22 protein-coding genes are annotated in these 19,431 nt (G+C 67.1%); 14 read left to right on the top strand and 8 right to left on the bottom strand.

Features of this window, described 5'->3' with window-relative positions; translation table 11 throughout:
• The first annotated feature begins 12 nt into the window (after positions 1-12).
• The 3 genes from ACLLJJ_RS31385 to ACLLJJ_RS31375 all read left to right on the top strand — a co-directional run bounded on the left by ACLLJJ_RS31385 (position 13) and on the right by ACLLJJ_RS31375 (position 3,322).
• Positions 13-1,221 carry a bifunctional class I SAM-dependent methyltransferase/NUDIX hydrolase gene (locus ACLLJJ_RS31385; protein WP_185298025.1) on the top strand — a complete coding sequence of 403 codons (1,209 nt, stop codon included), beginning with the start codon at positions 13-15 and terminating at the stop codon, positions 1,219-1,221.
• The gene (locus tag ACLLJJ_RS31380; protein WP_185298026.1) at positions 1,218-2,462 is read left to right on the top strand and encodes an MFS transporter; all 1,245 of its coding nucleotides are present in this window, start codon (positions 1,218-1,220) and stop codon (positions 2,460-2,462) included. Before ACLLJJ_RS31385 ends, ACLLJJ_RS31380 begins: the two co-directional genes overlap by 4 nt.
• A gap of 65 nt (positions 2,463-2,527) precedes the next feature.
• Complete coding sequence (locus tag ACLLJJ_RS31375) at positions 2,528-3,322, top strand: class I SAM-dependent DNA methyltransferase (RefSeq protein WP_185298027.1); 795 nt, start codon at positions 2,528-2,530, stop codon at positions 3,320-3,322.
• 157 nt (positions 3,323-3,479) lie between these two features.
• On the opposite strand, the gene ACLLJJ_RS31370 is transcribed toward ACLLJJ_RS31375, so the two are convergent.
• Positions 3,480-3,890: an NUDIX hydrolase gene (locus tag ACLLJJ_RS31370; RefSeq protein ID WP_185298028.1), complete on the bottom strand. Its 411-nt coding sequence runs from the start codon at positions 3,888-3,890 to the stop codon at positions 3,480-3,482.
• Positions 3,887-4,549 (bottom strand): NUDIX hydrolase, encoded by a 663-nt coding sequence (locus ACLLJJ_RS31365; RefSeq protein ID WP_185298029.1) that lies wholly within the window; start codon positions 4,547-4,549, stop codon positions 3,887-3,889. Before ACLLJJ_RS31365 ends, ACLLJJ_RS31370 begins: the two co-directional genes overlap by 4 nt.
• 555 nt (positions 4,550-5,104) lie before the next feature.
• On the opposite strand from ACLLJJ_RS31365, the gene ACLLJJ_RS31360 reads away from it, so the two are divergent.
• The 7 genes from ACLLJJ_RS31360 (at position 5,105) to ACLLJJ_RS31330 (ending at position 10,246) form a co-directional block, all read left to right on the top strand.
• On the top strand, positions 5,105-5,614 hold the full coding sequence (locus ACLLJJ_RS31360; protein ID WP_185298030.1) for a nucleoside-diphosphate kinase: 510 nt from the start codon (positions 5,105-5,107) through the stop codon (positions 5,612-5,614).
• 73 nt (positions 5,615-5,687) lie between these two features.
• Positions 5,688-5,987 carry a hypothetical protein gene (locus ACLLJJ_RS31355; protein WP_185298031.1) on the top strand — a complete coding sequence of 100 codons (300 nt, stop codon included), beginning with the start codon at positions 5,688-5,690 and terminating at the stop codon, positions 5,985-5,987.
• A gap of 156 nt (positions 5,988-6,143) precedes the next feature.
• A complete protein-coding gene (locus tag ACLLJJ_RS31350) occupies positions 6,144-6,734 on the top strand; it encodes a CYTH domain-containing protein (RefSeq protein WP_185302559.1) in 591 nt (196 codons plus the stop codon).
• 40 nt (positions 6,735-6,774) lie between these two features.
• On the top strand, positions 6,775-7,542 hold the full coding sequence (locus tag ACLLJJ_RS31345) for a hypothetical protein (protein ID WP_185298032.1): 768 nt from the start codon (positions 6,775-6,777) through the stop codon (positions 7,540-7,542).
• Complete coding sequence (locus tag ACLLJJ_RS31340) at positions 7,542-8,933, top strand: hypothetical protein (protein ID WP_185298033.1); 1,392 nt, start codon at positions 7,542-7,544, stop codon at positions 8,931-8,933. Before ACLLJJ_RS31345 ends, ACLLJJ_RS31340 begins: the two co-directional genes overlap by 1 nt.
• A 22-nt stretch (positions 8,934-8,955) precedes the next feature.
• Positions 8,956-9,696 (top strand): class I SAM-dependent methyltransferase, encoded by a 741-nt coding sequence (locus ACLLJJ_RS31335; protein WP_185298034.1) that lies wholly within the window; start codon positions 8,956-8,958, stop codon positions 9,694-9,696.
• A 34-nt stretch (positions 9,697-9,730) separates the two neighbouring features.
• Positions 9,731-10,246, top strand: coding sequence for an AAA family ATPase (locus tag ACLLJJ_RS31330; RefSeq protein WP_185298035.1), 516 nt, complete (start codon positions 9,731-9,733; stop codon positions 10,244-10,246).
• A gap of 78 nt (positions 10,247-10,324) precedes the next feature.
• Here the strand turns inward: ACLLJJ_RS31330 and ACLLJJ_RS31325 are convergent, their stop codons facing one another.
• The 3 genes from ACLLJJ_RS31325 to ACLLJJ_RS31315 are packed head-to-tail and all read right to left on the bottom strand — an operon-like array spanning position 10,325 to position 11,714.
• Positions 10,325-10,744, bottom strand: coding sequence for a hypothetical protein (locus tag ACLLJJ_RS31325; protein ID WP_185298036.1), 420 nt, complete (start codon positions 10,742-10,744; stop codon positions 10,325-10,327).
• A complete protein-coding gene (locus ACLLJJ_RS31320) occupies positions 10,741-11,199 on the bottom strand; it encodes a nucleoside 2-deoxyribosyltransferase domain-containing protein (protein WP_185298037.1) in 459 nt (152 codons plus the stop codon). The genes ACLLJJ_RS31325 and ACLLJJ_RS31320 overlap by 4 nt, the downstream gene beginning before the upstream one ends.
• On the bottom strand, positions 11,199-11,714 hold the full coding sequence (locus tag ACLLJJ_RS31315) for a hypothetical protein (RefSeq protein WP_185298038.1): 516 nt from the start codon (positions 11,712-11,714) through the stop codon (positions 11,199-11,201). Before ACLLJJ_RS31315 ends, ACLLJJ_RS31320 begins: the two co-directional genes overlap by 1 nt.
• A 307-nt stretch (positions 11,715-12,021) precedes the next feature.
• Here ACLLJJ_RS31315 and ACLLJJ_RS31310 point away from each other — a divergent pair, with 307 nt between their 5' ends.
• On the top strand, positions 12,022-13,050 hold the full coding sequence (locus ACLLJJ_RS31310; RefSeq protein ID WP_185298039.1) for a hypothetical protein: 1,029 nt from the start codon (positions 12,022-12,024) through the stop codon (positions 13,048-13,050).
• Positions 13,051-13,122: 72 nt separating this feature from the next.
• Here the strand turns inward: ACLLJJ_RS31310 and ACLLJJ_RS31305 are convergent, their stop codons facing one another.
• A complete protein-coding gene (locus tag ACLLJJ_RS31305; RefSeq protein ID WP_185298040.1) occupies positions 13,123-13,353 on the bottom strand; it encodes a hypothetical protein in 231 nt (76 codons plus the stop codon).
• Between the two features lie 276 nt (positions 13,354-13,629).
• On the opposite strand from ACLLJJ_RS31305, the gene ACLLJJ_RS31300 reads away from it, so the two are divergent.
• A complete protein-coding gene (locus tag ACLLJJ_RS31300; protein WP_185298041.1) occupies positions 13,630-13,833 on the top strand; it encodes a cold-shock protein in 204 nt (67 codons plus the stop codon).
• A 745-nt stretch (positions 13,834-14,578) separates the two neighbouring features.
• Positions 14,579-15,220, top strand: a complete 642-nt coding sequence (locus ACLLJJ_RS31295) for a hypothetical protein (RefSeq protein ID WP_185298042.1) — start codon at positions 14,579-14,581, stop codon at positions 15,218-15,220.
• Positions 15,221-15,347: 127 nt separating this feature from the next.
• Here the strand turns inward: ACLLJJ_RS31295 and ACLLJJ_RS31290 are convergent, their stop codons facing one another.
• Together ACLLJJ_RS31290 and ACLLJJ_RS31285 are read right to left on the bottom strand one after the other, a co-directional pair.
• Positions 15,348-17,138, bottom strand: a complete 1,791-nt coding sequence (locus ACLLJJ_RS31290; protein ID WP_185298043.1) for a hemopexin repeat-containing protein — start codon at positions 17,136-17,138, stop codon at positions 15,348-15,350.
• Positions 17,139-17,546: 408 nt separating this feature from the next.
• A complete protein-coding gene (locus tag ACLLJJ_RS31285; protein ID WP_185298044.1) occupies positions 17,547-18,476 on the bottom strand; it encodes a hypothetical protein in 930 nt (309 codons plus the stop codon).
• A 418-nt stretch (positions 18,477-18,894) separates the two neighbouring features.
• On the opposite strand from ACLLJJ_RS31285, the gene ACLLJJ_RS31280 reads away from it, so the two are divergent.
• On the top strand, positions 18,895-19,425 hold the full coding sequence (locus ACLLJJ_RS31280; protein ID WP_185298045.1) for a 2'-5' RNA ligase family protein: 531 nt from the start codon (positions 18,895-18,897) through the stop codon (positions 19,423-19,425).
• The last annotated feature ends 6 nt before the right edge of the window (positions 19,426-19,431 follow it).

Below are 19,431 nucleotides of genomic sequence, written 5' to 3'. Positions count from 1 at the left end.
CTTGGAGTTCTGATGTCCGTCGAGGTGTCCCCCAACCCCGAGACCTGGGCTGCCTACGGGCAGTTTCAGCTCGACCGGTCCTACATGCCGCCCCTGCCTGAACAGTTGCGCTGGGGCTTCTGGGACGGTGTCGGCCCCGGCGACGACGTGCTCGGCCCACTGGCCGGAAAGCGAGTCCTGGATATCGGATCCGGAGCTGGCCACTACGCCGTCCACCTCGCTCAGACCCACGGCGCACTCGTCGATGCGGTCGAACTCTCACCGACCCAACATCAACGCGCCACCGATCACTTCGGCGACGTACCCGGCGTCCGGTTCCTGCACGCGGACGTGGTCGAGCACCTTCAGCAGGCTCAACCGTACGAAGCGGCGTACGGCATCTGCACGCTCGCCGGAATCGACCCGCACATCGCGCTGCCCGCGCTGCGCGACGGACTACTCCCCAGCGCCCCCCTCGTCTTCTCCGCGCTGCACACCAACTGGCACGGCCACGGTCCCTCCGCCGCCGTTGCCCCGCGTGAGGAGACGGTCGGTCTCAAGGGAATGGAGCCGCTACCGCTGCAGACCTGGGTGCTGACCGCGCAGGTATGGGAGGACCTCCTGACGGACTACGGATTCACGGTGGAGGCCATCAGCCAGCTCCGTGCGCCCGAGCCGGACAACCCCGTGATCTGCCAGCTCATCCAGGCCCGGCGCAGAGCCGTCCTCCCGACGCAGATCACCAGCCGCCCCCGCTCTCAGCGCCCGCCTGTCCCGCACGCGGCGATCGGCGTGGGCGCCATCGTCCTCAGCGACCGTGGTCTGCTCCTGGGCCTCCACCAACGCGGCACTCTTGAGCTGCCGGGCGGATCCGTTGAGGTCGGCGAACCCCTGGAGCAGACAGTCGTGCGCGAGCTGGCCGAAGAGACCGGCATCTCCGCGCGTCCCGAGGACGTCACCCTCCTGGGCACCATCGTCGATCACGTCGGCGACGTCGTGCGCGTCACCGTGGGCGCCCTCGTCACCGCCTGGCAGGGCGAACCCGCCACCCAGCCGAGCGAGAGCATCGGCGACTGGGCCTGGTGGCCGCTCGACGAGCTGCCCGACGGACTGTTCGAGTGCAGCGCCCAGATCCTCGCCGCCTGGCGCCCCGACCTGCCCATCGACAATCCCCCGGCGCACTTCACCCCCTACGCCCGCCGCACGACACCGTCGTCCGACTCGGGAAGCGCAGGTGCATGAAACCATCCCCGCGTACGAGCCTGTGGCGGCACCGCGACTTCCGCCTCTACTGGACGGGCCAAGCCAGCGATGTGCTCGGCTCCTCGCTCAGCTCGGTGGCCATCCCGCTGGTTGCGGTCATCACGCTCCACGCCACGACCTGGCAAGCCGCCATCCTCGCCGCCGTACAGAAGACGCCGTCCCTGCTGTTTTCCCTGCCAGCCGGAGCCTGGTGCGACCGCCTCCGCAAGCGCCCCCTGATGGTCGCCACCAGCCTGGTCTGCGCAGTGGTGATGGGATCCATCCCCCTGGCAGCCGCCTGCGACAGGCTAACCCTCGCCCAGCTGTGCGTGGCGGCCTTCGTGGTCGGCTCCTGCCATGTGGTTGGCATGTCGGCGAGCCTGTCCTACATCCCCCAGCTTCTGCCGGCGGACCGGCTCCTAGAAGCCCACGCCAAACTGGCCGGCGCCAACACGCTGGCCGACATCGGAGGCCCGGCCCTCGCCGGAGCACTGATCGGCGTGATCGGCGCCGCCCGCGCGGTCGCCGCGGACTCCGTCTCCTACCTCGTCACCGCCTGGTGCACCCTGCGCATCCGCACCCCCGAGGCCGCCCCGCCCCCACCCGCAGAAACACCGTCACTGCGGCGGGAGATCCGGGCCGGTCTCGCCTACACCTGGCGCCACCCCATCATCGGGCCACTCGTGACCACCAACGCGATTACCTCCACCGTCCTGGCCGGCACCAGCGCAATCTGGATTGTGTTCCTGATCCGCGAACTCCACTGGTCACCCCAGGTGTTCGCCCTCGTCATGAGCATCGGGGCGAGCGGCGGGTTCCTCGCCTCGCTCACCACACCCCGCCTCACCGCTCGCTACGGAGCGGGCCCCGTCATGATCAGCGCACTGACCCTGGCACCGGCCAGCCAACTGCCGCTCCTGCTGGCCCACCCGGGCTCCGCCGGACAACTCGCCATCGGCTGCGGTCTCTTCGCTCAGCTCTTCGGCGCGGTCACCCACGGCCTGACCCAGCGCACCGTGCGCCAACGCGCCTGCGCGCCCGACATGCAAGGCCGCATGCAAGCAACCGGTCAATGGACCGCGTTCGGGCTCCGCCCCTTCGCAGCCCTCCTCGCGGGCTACGCCGGCACCACCCTGGGCCTGCGCACCACCCTGGCCATCGGCGCGTGCCTACTCCTCCTGCCGCCGCTACGCCTCGCCCTCACGCCGATTCGCGCCCTGCGCCTCGCCCCTACTCCCTGACCAAGACCGCCCCGACACGGTCCGCACACCACGCCAAAAATCAACCGAGAACTACAGGGGAGATCATGAAGGACCTGCACCAGCAAGCCGCCCGCTGGGACCAGTGGGCGCCGCACTACGACGAGGAGACCCGCAACCAGGACCCGAGTGCCGCCGCCGCCGTTCTCTCCGACCTCGCCGGAGACGGCGCGGCCCTGGAGCTGGGCGTCGGGGCCGGCCGCGTCGCTTTCCCGCTTGCCGAATGGGGGACGCCCGTCTTCGGCCTTGACGCCTCCCAGAAGATGATCAGCCGTCTCGAAGAGCACCAAAAGCAGACGCCCGAGGGGCGCTCGCCTGTCCAGGCGCGGGTCGGCGACATGGCGCGGTTCGACCTCGGCACGCACTACCCACTCGTCTACGTCATAGCGAGCACGTTCTTCCTGCTGACCAAACAAGAGGACCAGGTCAGCTGCTTCCGCAGCGCGGCCAGGCACCTCTCCCCCCAGGGCCGATTCGTCGTCGAAGCAGCAGTCCCGCACACCTCGGGCATGGCCTCCGAACGCCAGCAGATGATCGTCCGCGAAATGAGCGAGGAACACCTGAAATGGTCCGCCTACGTCCACGACCCCGTGCACCAGATCGTCCGGGCCCAGGAGGTACGCGTCGGCCCAGATGGCTGTCGCCTTCTGCCGAACGTCATGCGCTATGCCTATCCGGCCGAACTGGACCTGATGGCGCAGCTTGCTGGGCTGCGCCTGGACGGGCGGACCAGCGACTGGAAGGGCTCTCCGTTTACCGCGACCAGTACGCACCATGTGTCCGTCTATAGCCGCCAGTCAGCCGAAAACGACACCTCAACGACCATCGGGCCGTCAGCATGACCGTCCCTCGGCAGCGGCTCGCCGATGCCTTCGGTGACCGTGATGCGCAGACCTCTTGGTGGTCGACCTGCGCGGCACCGGGTTGTGGCGCGCGTCGAGGCGCACCTGCTCAGCACATGTTCGAAGAGCTGCCCCTCACCGGCGGGCTCGCCGGCAGCTAGCTCAGCACGCTGTCGAGATGGGCTTGTACCGGCTCGAAGAGGCCGTACGGAACGAGTTCCGGGATGTCGGCAAGCGCAGCCCATTTCAGCTCGGCCAGCTCGTCCTTGTCGGCCACGTAAGCGGTGCCGGAGGTGACCGCGCAGGCGGTATAGGACATGTTCCTTCCACTCTTGGGGTGAACCCGTTCGCCAAGAGCCTTGACCGCGGTCACGGCCAGGCCGACCTCTTCCTGCGTCTCGCGTACGGCCGCCTCCTCGGAAGTTTCCCCGTCTTCGATCTCGCCGGCGGGGAACTGCCAGGACAACTGGCCCTCGGAGACCCTGCGCCGCACCATCAGGACACGGTTCTCGTGGACCACGATCGCGGCAGAGATGCCCGACCGCTCCGCAGCCGTCTGCTCGGTCATATGTCTTCCTCCAGTACTTCCAGGATTGGCGGGTAAATGTTGTCGGCGGGTATGAAGCGGGTCATCGTGCTTTTGGCTACCCACGTCACGTCCACGTTCTCCACGGCATCGCTGTTCGTCGCGTCCCCAGCGAGGTATTCGCACAGGAAGTACAGGCAGTGCACGCCGGTCACCGGGTGGAGCCGCTCGCCGAGGCTCTGGCGGATGGCGCAGTGCACACCGGTCTCGTCCAGCGTCTCGCGGATGGTCGTGGTCTCAGGCCGGACGCCAGGCTTGATGACGCCCGCGGGGAACTGCCAAGAGATCCCGGACGCGTCATCGCCACGGCGGCAGACCAGCAGAACGTCGTCGCCACGGACGACGACAGCGATGGCGACGCGCAGGGCCTGGGCCTTGGGGACGGTGGCTGCGGTGTCCGCTTGGCCCATTGCCGCCGTCATCGATGCGAATCGTTTACGGACAGCGGCTGGTGCGTCCTCGTGCACGGAGTCGAGCAGTTGTTGCATCTCTGGGCGGGGGATGACGTCGGAGTCGGAGTGCCAGGTGGCGACGGTCCGTGGCGAGATACCCAAGCGGTTGGCGAAGGACTCGTTGGTCATACGGAGGGCGGATTGGAGTGTGCAGGCGAGCTGGCCGGTCCAGACGTCCACTACTTCCATCGCGGCCCTCACGTATCCGATCGGCGACGTGCATGGTCAATGCGCTACGACTGCACGGGAGTTGCACTGCCGCTTCATGGCGGCGGGAAGCGAACACCGGTTGACTCTAAGCCGTGCCGCCCCAGACAGACACCACCTTCTCGCACAGATGTACGAACGATGCGGTCATCCAAGCATGCTAGTTCAGACCCCTGGGGGTTACGCGAGTTGGAGGATCGAAGTCTCGTCCGAAAGAGGCCAAAAGTCGCCGCCCAGGTGCGGTCACGCTACGGCCACCCCAGGCGGCAGGGCGGTTCGTGCCCGCCCCACGTCGGGCACGAACCGCCCTGAGTAGCCCAAGAACGGGAGGACGTCCGATTTCACTCCGAAGACGCCCGTCCGGCGCCCGATGGGCATCACTTTTCGGCTATCGAATGTCCGTATCAGGAGGGTGAGCCAACACCGCCGTCTGTAGCCCAACTGCCGGGCTCTATGGGCTGATCCGGCGCAGGTAACCTCAGTCACTGACGTGCTGAGCGACCGTCATATCACCCGCGTGGCAGATGAAAGGGAACCATGCCCCAGGATCAGGACCAGACAGTGGAGCGCACGCTTGTGCTGCTCAAGCCCGACGCCCTCGTTCGTGGCTTCGGCGGGAAGGTCATCACCCGCTTCGAGGAAGCAGCGCTGAAGATCGTGGGGGTGAAGATGAAGCAGATGGACGCCGAGTTCACCCGGCGCCACTACTTCGACCTCGAAGAGCGCCTGGGCAAGGAGGTCTACGACTTCACCTCCGCGTTCATGCAGCAGGGGCCGGTCATCGCCCTGGTGCTCGAAGGCTTCGACGCGATCGCCACGGTGCGCAAGCTCGTCGGCAGCACCTACCCGAACGAGGCTCCGGCCGGGACGATCCGGGGCGACTTCTCGCACTACGGCAAGGCGGCCAGCGTGGCCTCCGGCAAGGCCGTGGCGAACCTCGTGCACGCCAGCGGCAACAAGGAGGAGGCCAAGCAGGAGGTGGAGCTGTGGTTCGACAAGGACGAGCTACACGACTACCGCACGCTCGCCGAGATCTTCGCTTGCTGAGGCGGACAACGTCACTACGAGGGCGCCGAAGCGTTGAGCACCACTGGGGCACACCGTTAATCGAAAGGGCACCATGACCAACCAGACACGTGTCGCGTCCGTTCAGGAACTGGAGTCGGTTTTCCAGCAGGAGCTGGCGACCGACCGATGGGCCGCGGCGGAGACGGCCTACGCGCTGGCCGTCCGACACCGCGATGCCGACGACTGGGAGAAGTCCCGCGAGTGGGTGAAGCAGACCCTCCAGCTCCTCGAAGGCTTCCCCGCCGAGACCGAGGAGCAGGTGGCCACGCAGCGCACCTCCGTCGGAGGCGTTGACCTGCCGAACTACCTGCACGAAGGCGTCGTGCGCAGCCGCTTCGGTGACCTCGGCTGACACACACGCGCCCTGATACGGCGGTGCGGCTCGCGTCCGCACGCTGACCGCACCGCCGTCGGCCACAACTGCATACAGCCCACCAACCGGACCAGCCAGGCCCCCGCCTGAGCGGGTTCGGACAGACCACCCATGCCCGAAGAAGGGACCAAGCCGTTGCCCATTGAGATCGAGATGCGTGCCCGGTACGACAAAGAGACCCACGACCGGCTCACCGCCCGCCTGGACGGCCAAGCCACTGACCTGGGCCGCGACGACAAGCACATCTACTTCTATGTCCTGCCCGACAAGCTACTCAAGGTCACGGACAACACCGCCGCCGGCACGGCCAAGATCACCCTCAAGCACAGCAAGATCGGCCAGGGCGCGGCCTTCCCGGAGACAGAGTTCCCCATCGCCCGCGAGGACGTCCCCGCGGCTGTGGCCCTCTTCAACGCCCTCGGCTTCGAGCCACACATGCACCAGGCGGACAACCAGCGGCACAACTACCGCTTCCGAGGCGTAGAGATCGCCGTGAAGTGGAGCGAGGCGTGGGGCCACCACGCCGAGTTCGAAGTGCTGCTGGACGACGACGCCAGCGACACGGCCCGCGAGGAGGCCGCAGCCCGCATCACCACCGCAGCCCAGGACCTGGGCGTGACACTGATGACCGAGCAGGAGCTGGCCGACTTCACCGCAGCATTCGAGTCTGCCGAGCAGGCCCGCAAGGATCAACTGTCGTTCGAGGAGATCGAACCGCAGACCTGATCGGTATCCGCCGTTCCGACCCACCGAGGGGGTAGGCCCGATGAGTACCACCCCGCCGGCCGACAGCTTGGTCGAGCTGGCTGCCCGCAAGCAGCTTCCGCACCACCAGTTCACCGACCACGCCACCGTGCGATGGATCGAGGCCAACCGGCCTGACTTCCCCGACACGGTGACTCCGGCGCTCCGGGCCACCTCCCAGCGGCTGGTCTACCGCTCGGCCATCCCCACCGCCTGGATGGCGAACTCCCAGCTTGCAGACTCGCTGCACGGCGTTCGCCACGCCATGCGCACCGCCACCCTGGCCGCACTTCTCGCAGACGCCGACGATCTCACCGAGCACGACACGGCGACGCTCGTGATGGCCGCAGCCGTCCACGACTGCCGCCGAGTCCACGACAAGGACGACCGCGGGCACGGGGCACGCGCCGCGATCTGGCTGACCGGCAACGCCGACATGGTCTGGGCGCACTTCCACATGGCGCCCACCCCGCAGCGCATCGTCTCGGTCGCGACGGCCGTCCGGCTGCACGACGTGCCCTACGACGTCTTCGCCCCGGACGACCTCACCGACTATGCACGAGCCCGGCACATCACCGACCTGCTCAAGGCCGCCGACGCCCTGGACCGTTACCGCCTCCCGAAACTCTCCTGGTGGCCGGATCCCTCCCGCGTACGGGCAGCCGGGTTCGCTGCCTTGCGTCCCACGGCGTTCGAACTCGTAGTGTCCTCCGAAGCCGCTCACCTCGCGGGCATCGACAGCGCGGACGCCGTACTTAAAGCTCTGGAGCAGCGGGGGTCAATCACCTGATGGACACCCACGACTCGTACCACCTGTGGGCCGATGCCCACGCCTTCTACGACACGCCGCTGTTACCCGACACCCGCGACCAGGCGGGGCCCCTCGCCGAGCAGTCTGCTCGGTGGGAGCGCCGGCTGGCTGACGAGACCCCCCACGGCGCGCTCCTGCGGACAAACGCCCTCTTCGACACCCTCAACGGGGATGGGCCGATGCACCTGCTGCACGTCACCCACGCCCTGGAAGAGATCAGCCAGAACGGCTTCCTGTACCCGTCGGGCGGGTGCCTGGTCGGGAGCATTTACTGCGCACCGCTGACTGTGCACGGCAGCGGGTTCCGGATGCACAACCTCGCCGAGTACGTCCTGAACAAGGAAGCCCCGGCGTTCGTGGCCAAGGGCGGCGAAGGCCGTACGCCGACCCCGCTGATCTTCGAGATCACCCGGCCCCGTCGTGCGTACCGCGGCCTGGCGGGCGTGGACTACTTGCGCCTGGGCGCGATCCACCTCAGCATCTACAGCGACCTCGAATATCTGCTGTCCAACGCCGAGCGGTCCGCACTGCGCGAGACGATCGTCAGCCGCATCAAGAACAGCACCGCCTTCCTCGCCCTCGCGGCAGCCATCGTCTACGAAGGCGTGGACGTCGCCGCCCCGTCCTTCCTTGAACTGCTGGACGAGACGATCCCGCGCCTGCCGATCCTCGGATACCTGTACTTCGAGGCCCTGGCCGAGTACCTGATGCTCCACTCCACCAGTGACCACACCCAGCAGCTTGCCGAGCGCGGCGAGTTCAACAATTGGCTCTACAAAGAGATGCTGTTCGCCACGTTCCCCGACATGGCAGGCAGGTTCGACCTCGCCAAGTTCCGCCCTGCCCCCGGCAAGTTCGACAAGCTCCTGGCCAGCGTCGACACCACCGTGGACCCCTTGCACGCCCGCGCCTACCTACGCGACCGGATCAGCTACCTCGTCGCCGCGCGCCTCTTCACCCCCGGCCAGATACCGGAAGCCTGGCGCCACACCCGCTGGGAGTTCGACAGCCTCGCCACCCAGATGGGACCGCTGCTCGGCCACCTCATCCACCGCGAGCTGCGGACCTTCGGCCGCTACCCCGATTTCTACTTCTACTTCGACCAGCACAAGGCGCTCCAGGCGTGGAACTACTGGAACCACATGGACATCATCGCGCCCTTCAACGGCACGATGCCCAAGGGGGAAGTCGGCATCAACCCGGCATACCCCGACCTGGAGTACAGCATCTACCGGGCCGTCCGGGACGAGGCCGGCCGAGTGCACCCCGTCGAGAAGTTGGACCTGACCATCGCGCCCCGGCTCGTGGACATCAAGTACACGCTGATGCGCAACAACAAATGGTCAGTCCCCGAACCCTCACCGAACTGATCCGGCCCCGCCAGGAGACGACATGACCGTGCACCCCGCCGCACCCTCGCTCGACCTCCTCCGCGAGCAGATCGCTGCCCTCCTGCAGGAACCTGCGACGGGCCACGGGCTCGCCCGCACCCTGCGGGCCACAGCCAAGGAGATCGAGATCAGCCGCTACCACCAGGCCAGCAGCAGGGCCTGGCCGAACGGCCGCATCGACACGACGCCAGATAAGGTGCAGATCGGCGGCGGCGCCCACCGGATCGACGGCTTCTTCAACATCGACGCCGTCCCGCCCGCCGACCTCCTGTGGGACATCCGTGAAGGCATCCCCCTGCACGATGCCAGCGTGCAGCTCATGTTCTCCGAGCACTTCCTGGAGCACATCGACTACCCCCGCTCCGTCAAGCACTACGCCTGCGAAGCGCACCGCGTGCTAGCCGACGGCGGACAGCTGGTCACGGGCGCACCCGACGCCGCGTTCCTCCTGAGGCATTACCCCGCCAACCCCGAGCTGGCCACCGAGATGGTGGAACGGTGGTACTCGAAGCGGGACTGCCTCGGCGACATCAACACCTTCCTCGATCTGATCAACTACACCTTCCGCGACCAGGACGACACCCTCAACTACACGCCTCACCTGTGGGCTTACGACGAAGAGAAGCTGATACAGCTATTCACCGAGGCCGGATTCCGGAGTGTAGAACCGTGGGACTTCGACGCCGCGATGGCTAATCCGAAGCGGCAGTGGGGCAGCGTGTACGTGGTCGCCAAGAAATAGCCCCAGCACGAGCAGCACCAGGGAGCACAACATCGTGAGCGCGCCGACCGCCGTCCTGCTCATCGGGATCACCGGCTCCGGCAAGACGAGCCTCGCCCAGGCCCTGGCCGTCCGCGGCCTGGTTCGACTCAGCGTGGACGAGGAGGTCCACCGCCTCCACGGCCGCTACGGCGTCGACTACCCCGAAAACACCTACTTCGAGCGCGAGGCCCCCGCCGTGGAAACCGTACGCACGCAGCTCGCGGAGCACCTGCGCGCCGGCCACCCCGTCGTCCTCGACCACGGCTTGTGGCTGCGTTCCGATCGTGACGAGTGGAAGAAGACGGTCCGGGCCGCCGGCGGACGTCCGCTCCTGGTCTACCTTCCTGCGTCCAAAGAGGAACTTCTGCGCCGGCTCGCCGCACGCAATGAACGCCAGGACGCCAATGCTTTGATCGTGTCGCCCCAGGCTCTCAATGACTTCTTCGCTCGGTTCGAACCGCCCGATGACGACGAAGATGCGGTGACATACAACGGTGATACAGAGATCATCCGCGCCATGGCCCGGTGACGTACACACCTGAGATCCAGGACCGCGCCCTACCCGCTGCACTCGGCTCGTTGGGTGCGCTCCCGCGCAACCTGGGGTTCAACGCTCTTGCGGACGTGCGACGTTCGGGTCCTCCGCAGCTGGCAGCCGCGCGTCCCTGGGGAGAACAACGACCTCGGCTCCGCTAAACAGTCGCCAGCTAAGAGGGGCTCCAGCGGCCTTCCGCGCGCGCCGGTACGTGAGGGCCCAGCCCATGCCCCGCTCGACCTTGCCGTCCGGTCCCATCCGGGTACGCCACCATAGCCAGCCTATCCAGGACTCCCGCTCCTTAAGGAGCGGCGCCGCGAAGGCATAGGCAGTGGTCGTCATCTGCGCCAACGCTCCAGCGAGTTGCTGCATTTCGCCCAGCGATACCAGGTCCTGCCTGATCGAGACCCGGGCCGCCCGTACGGCTCCGCGTACGACGGCCGCGATGAACATGGCGACGAAAACCCCGAGCAGGGCCCAGACCACGATCATCGTGAGGCCCCTATGGCTGCGCGGCTCGCTTCGATCGTGTCCGCCAGCGTGGTGTGGACTTGAAGCGCCGGGCGAGCGAGTGCGAGCTGCGTCACCACATTCGTGCGGCGTACATAGCCAGGATCCGTCCCGACGACGAGAGCGCCGCCCTCACCGACGAGCACCCCCAGTTCGTACAGAGCGATCGGCTGGTGGCTGGTGGGCGACTCCGGAAACCAGAACACGACAAGATGGGCTCGGCGCAAATGCCGGTACTCCCAACCGACTTGGGCCGCTTCCGCGTCCGGGTCGTGCAGCGGGAAGTTACTGCGCCGCGGGTTGAGCAGCGTGACATCGAGGTCATCGAGCGCGGCTGTCACGGTCTTCTGCCAGTCGGGGCAGTCAGAGATGCCCCCGGCGAGAAACAGGCAGGAGCCGGCACCGGTGAACTCCTCGGGGGCTTCGACGTAACGCATCAAGCCACTCCCCGCCCGGCGGTGACGTCGTAGCCGTAGAACTCCACGAGGGCGGGGTACAGCCGGCGCAGCGCTTGCTCGGCACGCTCGGTAGCGGCCTTGGCCTCTTCGGCTCGGGACCATGTCCGCATGGCCGTGCCATTGATGTAACGCATGTCGGTGTTGCGGGATAGTTCCGTGGGCACAGGAGAGTGCTTGTCGCAGTGCCGGATCCAGGCTGGGCGCATCTCCGCGAGCACCCTCACCTCTCGCGCTGCCTCTATCAGCGGGGCGACGAACGGCGCGTTCGGATCGACAAGGCCATGTCCCAGCGCATCAAGGGAGTTGATGATCGGGCCGCTGTCGACCAAGACCTCCGCGACGTGGAACAAGGAGTCCGGATCGCTCGCATCGACCTGCCGGAGGAACGGCGTGCGAGTGGCGACGTCCCACAGCGCAGACCACGCCAGCGCCCGCTCGCTGAACCGCTCCTCCTTCGTGGCCTGTCGCGCCTTCATACCGAACCAATCAGGCATGCGTCCCCCTCCTTCATCCTGCTCCGAAGAACACGGCGCCCCGAGGCGGATGTCAGGCTTACGGCAGCCGTGCCTGGCCTCGGTGGCTCCTTGCGTGTTGGCCACTTGACGGCACGCTACCCGGCTCGCGCCGCCGCTTCACCCCGACGCCGGGCCGACAGGGTTGGTACGCACGTACAGCACGGCAACAGGTCGGCCGGCCCGGGGTAGCGGTGCCGAACCAGCCGGGTTCGGCAGAACGAAGGCGCAGGCAAGACCATCTCTGGTGAAATGGGCCTGCCCCATCCTGACAACCCGGATCCGGTGGGTGCGCGACACAGTGAGCGAGGTGCGGGTTCAAGTGGTGCGACACGGACTCACCAACGAACAGGGCCTTACCGGCGCAGGTCGGGTCACTCTTGAAGTCCCAGGAGAAATCCGTGTACATGACCGGGATGTGACCGGCAGGGAGGAATTCACGACCACCCTCGCCTGTCCCGAGTGTCATGCGACCACTGGGCTGACGCTGGTCGCACGCGATGACTTGGCCTTCCTCGTCTGCCCCAACGGGCGCGCATTCCGCGCTGCGCTGCTCGACGCAGGCATGGTGCGCAAGCTCTTCCTGCTGCACCACGGCCCGAACGGCCCTCTGGATCTCGATCCCCTGGGCGTTGGACGGTTGGGCGTATTCGCCCCGCTTCCGCTCGACGAGGACCGCAGTATCGCCGAGAACTTCGAGGACACCGCCGACGAGGCCACGGAGCAGGTCGCCTGGTCGATCGGGCACACAGTGCGCGCGCTGGCGCCGTTCGATGAGGCGATGGCCTGGTCTCGCCATCTGCTGATTCGGGCGCTGATGCATGAAGGCTGGCTCTTCGAGACCGTGTTCAGTCCACGCAACGAGCCTGCCCTCGACGCCCACATGATCAGCGTGGCCCTGGGGCTGGCCTTGCACGAGATCGCCTGGCGCAACAGGGTCCAAGCCTTCGACAGGGTGTGCTTGCCGGACGTCCTGGACTTGCTCGGGCGGGGAGAGAACCCGACGCAGAGCGTCAACGAGAGGGGGCTGTTGCAGTCCCTTCGCCCGGCCGGCGCCAGAACCCGGGGCGGCCGACTGCGGCTGACCGATGTCGCACGGCTGGAGAACTGCACCGCCGAGGAGTGGAATCGCTGGTGTACCGGCGCGTTCCACGTGGTCTCCTTCCACATCCGGCAACAGCACAAATCGCTCTCGCACGACGTCTTCCAGACCCGCGGGACCCCATTTCACTTGATCGATTTCGGTCGCGATCACAAGGACTCCGGACGCCTCGATCCGTTCTGGTACGCCACGGAGAAGCCGAATCACAGCTCCTGAGCCCAGCACGGCCGCCACTTCGCCGAACCGTGCCGCGCGAGCGGCTACCGCAGCGGTGCGGAGCCAGAGAGCTCAGCGACCCAAGAGGATCTCCGCTACCGGCTCCCACGTCATCCGCCACCCGTCGAGGCCCTCGTCGAAAGTCCACGCCACGTCGAGGAGGTGTACGCGGTCGACGAGGAGCGAGGCGCGGCGTGGGACCACCTTGTTGCGCAACTCGCTGTTGAGCGGATCAGACGAGGCCGTGCCGTGTAACGGCAGCGTCAGATATTGGAACTCTCGGAATGCTTGGAGCTTTGCCATGGTTCGTCCATTCCGCTATTCGCGCTGGGTGCGGATCCTCTGAAGTGATGGTCGGGATCAAGCAGTGAGGTTGTAGTTCTGCTGGTCAGGGCTGGGGTAGAGGCGTTGATGCTCGCGGGCTGCGTGGAAGATCCAGCAAAGTGGCGTGCGCCACACGGGTGGGCGGTTCGAGGCCCGGCTCCGCTGGGCAGGGTGCAGGGGCCGCAGCCGCGTGAGGCTGGTTGCGGCCGGTGCGGCGTGGTCGCGCCGTGGCGCGGTGGCAAGGGATACGAACTGATGGCGACTGGCACTGTGAAGTGGTTCAACTCCGAGAAGGGCTTCGGCTTCATCGAGCAGGATGGTGGGGGCTCGGACGTGTTCGTCCACTACTCGGCCATCGCCGCCAGTGGCTACCGCGAGCTGGCCGAAGGTCAGAAGGTCCAATTCGAGGTCACGCAGGGCCCGAAGGGCCCGCAGGCGGAAAACGTCAGCCCCCTCTGAGCTGACGACCGGCGCGCCGGCGTAGCACCTGGCACCTGGAACACCGGCAGAGCCCGGCCGCGATGCGGCCGGGCTCTTGTCGTACGGGCGGCGGCGCCGGCCTGGAACTGGCTGGTGGCGTGGTGGACGCTGGGGAAGCGTGCCGGCAGCGTGGTTGTCCATGAGACAAGCCCCAGACTCCGCGTGCGGTCCGCGCAGGGCAACGAGAGGGGACCTCCGATGGCTGGTCGCTGTCGCGGTGGCCTCCACGGTGGCGCAACTGGTTCTCGTCGCCCGCTGGGGACTCGACGGTGCCGATGCCGTCCTCCAACTCCGCGCTGATCCCGACCATCACTTCAGAGGATCCGCACCCATTCGCGCTTGCCGAGTGCCGGCAGACCACCCGAGGCCGTTCGGACACAGCGTCCACCACGGGCCGACCATTTGGCCACCAGCAGTTGACGGGCCATCGCGCACCACTGTGCTGCCTCGTCCTGATTCCCTGCGGCCCTCTGCCGGCCGGCCGCGAGCAGAGGGCCGCGCGGGTCTTCCCCTACAGCGGGTCGGCTGTCGAGGATCCGGTTCCGCCGACCAGGACCGCACCTTCACCTCGCAAATCCAGAGCCGGATGCACATTCGCTACAGCCTGTAGCTGGCACCCTCTCATCACTTGTGGTCTTTCGAAGCGGATTCATGATTCCCCGACGCCACACACGGTGACCGGAGGATCATGTCGGGTGACCGTCCCGCTCACTGGAGGTTCTTGATGCCGATCTATCACCGTGACGTCGCGCTCGTGGGTGCCCAGGGGCACGGGAGGACGTCGCTGGCCGCGGCGATCAGCCGTGTCGTGCGCGACCGCCGCCCCGACCTCAATGCCGGCATGACGACGTTCGACCAGCTCCACGACGCGCCCACGCACGCGCCGCGGGAGCAGGGGGGCATGGGGTTCGCGATGTCCCGGCTGGACTACAGCCTGCCTATGCAGACGTACTCCCTGTTCGACTGCCCGACGTACGACGACTACCTCACAGCCCTCGACCAGGACGCCCTGCCGAGGACCTGGGCGATCCTGGTCGTCAACGGCGCCACCGGCCCGACCGATGCGACATCCGATGCGTTCCGCCTGCTGGCGAGGACGAAAACTGCGGATGGCAGCACCCCCGCCACACCCCATGTGGCCATCGCCTTCACCCACGCCGACCAGCTCGCCGACGAGGGGAAGAGGGAAACCCTCAGTAGGCAAGCCGCCGCGAGGCTCATGCAGCTCGGCGTGACGTTCAACGCCGACCGGCCCACGGCCTGGCTGTCGCCGGCCAAGGCCCTGGACGGCGACATGGAAGAGGCCGACCGGTTCCTCGGCTTCCTGAAGGCAGCCGACGAGTTCTTCCCCCGGCCCGGCCGGTAGCCGCAGGAAGGCCGGGCGAGCGGCCCCACGACGGGCCGAACGGGAGCAGCAGCCGGGTGGGCGGCCGGCCGGTTGAGGTATTCCGGCCGGCCTGCGCGTGTGCGGTGTTACGGGTGCGGCTGTTCTGTCAGATGATGGAGTACCTGGTGTAGTCCTGGCCCAGGAACAGGTAGATGTCGGTGTAGTGGTAGGGCCGCTCACTGCTGCCGTCGGGTACGGAGCAGGCCGCATGGATCCCGCCGGCGTAGTCGGAGCCGGCCAGCCCGGGCCAGCCTTCGGCGATGGGCTTGGGACCGGCGACGATCTTTTCCTGGGTGGTGTCGTAGCGGACGTACTGGTCGCCGGTGAAGAGGTACAGATGGGGAGCGCCACCCGGTACGGGGGCGGCGGCGTCGATCTTGTCGGCGAAGGCGGTGTCCGCAAGACCCGGCCAGCCCGTCGCGATGGGTTTCGGACCGACGGTGATCTTCTCTGTGGCGGTGACGTAGCGCACATATTGGTTTCCCCGGAAGAGGTACAGGTCCGGGGAGGGCTGAGGTTGCTGGACGCTGTAGCCGGGGATTTGGGTGGCGGCGTCGATGCCCTGGGCGAAGGCGGTGCCCGCAAGACCGGGCCAGCCCGTCGCGAGGGATTTCGGACCGATGACGATCTTCTCCCCGTGGGCGTCGTAGCGGAGGTACTCGGCTCCCCTGAACAGGTACACGTCGCTGGGGTGGCCGGGCTTCTTCACGGCGGCGTCGATGCCCCCGGTGAAGGAGGTGCCTACGAGTCCTGGCCAGCCCTCCTCGATCGATTTCATCACCAGGGCCGTCTCGGGCAGGTGGCAGCGGATGTAGAGGCGGTAGTGGCCGTTGCTGCCGCTGAAGTTCCAGTAGTCCCGGGCGTCCGGGCGAAGGGCGAGTTCTGTCAGGGCGGGGCGGGTGAAGGCAAGGCTGCGGTCCTGGATCAGGTCGTCGTCGTTCGTGAACAACTCCAGCAGAAGGCCCAGCAGCGCGCTGACGATCGCGACGACCGCCGCCAGGCTGGCCTCCTGGCTCTCCCCGTGTTCCTGAATGTCCGCGCACGCCTCCGCGCACGTCTCGGCCACGTCCGCCAGGCCCTCGCGCAGGTCCTTCCAGATGTCGCCGCCGTCGCGTTCCCAGCACTCGATGTCCGTGATCAGAGTCTGGTGCACCGTGCCGCTGAAGATCGTGGCGTTGGCGTCGAAGGACTTCCATGTGTTGTCTTCGAGCGACCCGAACTCGGGTGAACTGTAGGTTTTGGTGGAGTGGTCGTCGGCGCCGGAGGCGGCCACCCAGTAGATCTCGTCATCTGGGCCAAAGAAGGTGTCGCCCGTACTGCGGATGCAGTGGAAGAGGTCCAGTGCCAGATTCGCGCGAAGTGGCGCGACGTCCTTGCCCGAGGGCAGCTCCGGCCCGGTCACTACCGTCGCTCCCGACCCGTACTCGGCGAGCGCCGCCAAAAACTCCTCGGAGTCCAGGCTGCCGCCCTCGGCGGTGAGGTCCGCGACGTTCACCACGTGCACGTTCGGCTGCGCCAGGATCTCGGGCCCCGCCGCCGCCAGGTCCGCCACCAGGTCCGCCATGGCGTAGCCCGTATCGGCTGAGCGTGCGGTGAACGTGGCAGGCAGCCAGTCCACCGTGTTCTTCCCCGTCGCCTCCCGCCAGGCCCGGCCGAACGCGGCGACCTCCTCCTGGGGCACCGCGGCGCGCAGGACACCGAGCAATCGCCCTTCCAGCTCGGTCAGCTCCCGGCCCGCTTCCTGACGCTCCGCGGCCCGCAGCATCACCCCGCCCAACAGGTTCTGCGCGCGGCTCCCCTTCTGCCGGTGCGCGGCGCGGCGGGACGTCGACGTCCCCGACAGGGTCGCCCGCACCCGGGCCAGACGCTCTTCAGCCGTGGTCTCAAGCTCAGACATTCCGTACTCCTTCAGTCCACTCACACCGGCGCGCACGGCGAGTAGTCGCCCGCATTCAAAGTGTGATGTGTGGCGGCCAACGACGGCCCTCATAGGGATGGCGTGACCGAAAAGCGGACGCAATGGGCCTGAAAGGGATGCTCGGATTCGAAGTTTCAGAGTGCCAGACATTGAGACTGGCTCGCGTTTCGGTCGCACCCCGGGCAGGGGTCCGGCGAATACCTCCAGGATCAGGCCGTGGGTGGTCGGGGTGCTGCCGGTCCACTTCCATGCCGGTGCGGTGCCGCAGCACGCCCTCGATCATCGAGGCGACCTCGGAGGCCGAACAGGACCTGAGCTGGGAGTCGAGAATTCGGGCCGGTGCGGCGGGAACCCGGGGAAGCCCGCCGCACCGTTCCTCAGGCAGGGTCAGCCGGTGCAGCCGGTAACGGGCTGGGGCCCTGCGCACTGGGTGGGCGTGTTCTGCCGGATGCTGCCAGGGGCGACGGTGGCGTTCCCCATGTTGTAGATGCCGCCACCCTGGCCGTTTGCCTCCCCGGCGGGGTCCGCGCGATTGTCACTGACGGTGGCATGGCCCTGCACGGTCAGGTGTCCCTCCCGATCGTTGAAGATGCCACCTCCGAGGCCGCCTCGAACGTCGCTGTCTTTCTTGGCGCTATTGCCTGAGACGGCGGCGGATTCCTTCATGGTCATCGTGCCGCGGTTGAAGACACCGCCGCCGCCGTACGGCCCGCTCACGTTGGAGTTCCCGCTGACGCGGCTGTTGCCGGACATGGTGAACGTGCCTGTGTTGGAGACGCCTCCGTTGGGGAACCCGGTCACTCGTGACTGGTCCCGCATTTCCATCGTTCCGTCTACCGACGCGCCGGTCTGCCCGGGTCCGGACAGTACGGACGTGCCCGCGAGGATGAGCGTTCCGAACGTTCCCTGCCCGTTCTCCGTGTCGCGCATGTCCCGCACGTGGACGGACGCGTCACCATTCGACTCGACTGTGACATCGCGCAGGGTCAGCGAACCTTCCGTGACCTGGATCGTTGCACCGTACTTCGATCTGGTCCTCGGCTTGATCGTGGCCCCGTTGCCCTGCACGACGACCCCCTCCGCACGCGAGGTGAGGTTCGTACTGGCGCCCGTCGTTGCCGAGGGCAGCTCGTAGACGCAGCTCGCCTTCTTGTTCGGGTTGAGGATGATCACGGTCTTCGTGTTCCTGGCCGCCTTGGTGAAGGAAATCCGCAGCAACTTGGCTTTCCCGCACCCCACCTTGTAGGTCGCCGACCCGGGCGCCGCCGTTGCCGGCGGCACCATCACTCCCACCAGGGCCGCAAGAGCCACACCCACCAGAGCTCGTCGCACAAGCCACTCCCACTTCACTCACCGGACCGGGCAGAACAGCAGGACGATCACTGTTCTGCCCGGTACAAAGAGCACCGGGCGGCGAAGTTACGACTGGCGCACGAAGATCCGGTCGCCCGAGCAAGTCGATCGAGCCCATGCGGCACTTCAACCTGAGGCGGACCAGAGCGCGCTCGCCCGTCAACTGCTGATGGCCAAGCGGTCGGCACGTCGCCGGCGCAGCGTACGAACCGTGTCAGGTGACCTGCCTCCCGGCGCCCCAACACTCGGGATGCGTAGGAAAACTCGGTCACAGCAGTGGCCACAGCTTTCAAGGGACAAGATCGTGAGACCAATCGGCCGTGGCCCTCAAATGAGACAACCGGAAAGCCCCAGCTCGCCGCAACGGAACGGGACATTCCAATTGCGGACCTACACGCGCGCGCACGACGTGCTGAAGGACTTCCCGATCACACCGGTCGCGCTTCCCTGGCTGCACATCACCGTCGAGCAGATCACTGACCGCGTGGGAGCGGACATTTCAACGGCTGAACGCGATGCTCTGGTCGCGGAGTTGGGTAAGCAGCTCGCGGAAATCGAGCCGTTCGACATCATGATCGGATCGCTGGAGTCGTATGCGACCGGAGTGATCGCCGACGTCCACCCCGACGAGCCCCTCAACGAACTCCACACCACCGTCCGCGCCGCGATCCAGGCCGTCCGCGGGCCCAACGCGACGGACTACCCCACCAAGGTCCCGCACCTCACGCTCGGATACGCGGCCGAGGAATGCGACTCCGACCAGGTCCAGAGGAAGCTCCGCAACGGAGTACGCCCGGGACACGCCCCGATGAGGGTGGACGCCGTTCACCTCGTGGACGTCACCGCGGACGCAGGGGCCAAGACGATCACATGGGACCACGTCGCGACGATCCCGCTCGGTGCGGGCAGCTGAGGATCG

It is taken from the genome of Streptomyces sp. A5-4 (assembly GCF_051131715.1).
Lineage (GTDB): Bacteria > Actinomycetota > Actinomycetes > Streptomycetales > Streptomycetaceae > Streptomyces.
This window is presented reverse-complemented; position numbering and strand designations above follow the sequence as displayed.

What these genes read in the sequence shown, in the direction of transcription:
- ACLLJJ_RS31360 (WP_185298030.1), top strand. Translation starts at nt 5,105, where the DNA reads ATGCCCCAGGATCAGGACCAGACAGTGGAGCGCACGCTTGTGCTGCTC.
- ACLLJJ_RS31295 (WP_185298042.1), top strand. Translation starts at nt 14,579, where the DNA reads ATGCCGATCTATCACCGTGACGTCGCGCTCGTGGGTGCCCAGGGGCAC.
- ACLLJJ_RS31375 (WP_185298027.1), top strand. Translation starts at nt 2,528, where the DNA reads ATGAAGGACCTGCACCAGCAAGCCGCCCGCTGGGACCAGTGGGCGCCG.
- ACLLJJ_RS31300 (WP_185298041.1), top strand. Translation starts at nt 13,630, where the DNA reads ATGGCGACTGGCACTGTGAAGTGGTTCAACTCCGAGAAGGGCTTCGGC.
- ACLLJJ_RS31385 (WP_185298025.1), top strand. Translation starts at nt 13, where the DNA reads ATGTCCGTCGAGGTGTCCCCCAACCCCGAGACCTGGGCTGCCTACGGG.
- ACLLJJ_RS31355 (WP_185298031.1), top strand. Translation starts at nt 5,688, where the DNA reads ATGACCAACCAGACACGTGTCGCGTCCGTTCAGGAACTGGAGTCGGTT.
- ACLLJJ_RS31340 (WP_185298033.1), top strand. Translation starts at nt 7,542, where the DNA reads ATGGACACCCACGACTCGTACCACCTGTGGGCCGATGCCCACGCCTTC.
- ACLLJJ_RS31345 (WP_185298032.1), top strand. Translation starts at nt 6,775, where the DNA reads ATGAGTACCACCCCGCCGGCCGACAGCTTGGTCGAGCTGGCTGCCCGC.
- ACLLJJ_RS31290 (WP_185298043.1), bottom strand. Translation starts at nt 17,138, where the DNA reads ATGTCTGAGCTTGAGACCACGGCTGAAGAGCGTCTGGCCCGGGTGCGG.
- ACLLJJ_RS31320 (WP_185298037.1), bottom strand. Translation starts at nt 11,199, where the DNA reads ATGCGTTACGTCGAAGCCCCCGAGGAGTTCACCGGTGCCGGCTCCTGC.
- ACLLJJ_RS31380 (WP_185298026.1), top strand. Translation starts at nt 1,218, where the DNA reads ATGAAACCATCCCCGCGTACGAGCCTGTGGCGGCACCGCGACTTCCGC.
- ACLLJJ_RS31370 (WP_185298028.1), bottom strand. Translation starts at nt 3,890, where the DNA reads ATGACCGAGCAGACGGCTGCGGAGCGGTCGGGCATCTCTGCCGCGATC.
- ACLLJJ_RS31305 (WP_185298040.1), bottom strand. Translation starts at nt 13,353, where the DNA reads ATGGCAAAGCTCCAAGCATTCCGAGAGTTCCAATATCTGACGCTGCCG.
- ACLLJJ_RS31365 (WP_185298029.1), bottom strand. Translation starts at nt 4,549, where the DNA reads ATGGAAGTAGTGGACGTCTGGACCGGCCAGCTCGCCTGCACACTCCAA.
- ACLLJJ_RS31315 (WP_185298038.1), bottom strand. Translation starts at nt 11,714, where the DNA reads ATGCCTGATTGGTTCGGTATGAAGGCGCGACAGGCCACGAAGGAGGAG.
- ACLLJJ_RS31325 (WP_185298036.1), bottom strand. Translation starts at nt 10,744, where the DNA reads ATGATCGTGGTCTGGGCCCTGCTCGGGGTTTTCGTCGCCATGTTCATC.
- ACLLJJ_RS31335 (WP_185298034.1), top strand. Translation starts at nt 8,956, where the DNA reads ATGACCGTGCACCCCGCCGCACCCTCGCTCGACCTCCTCCGCGAGCAG.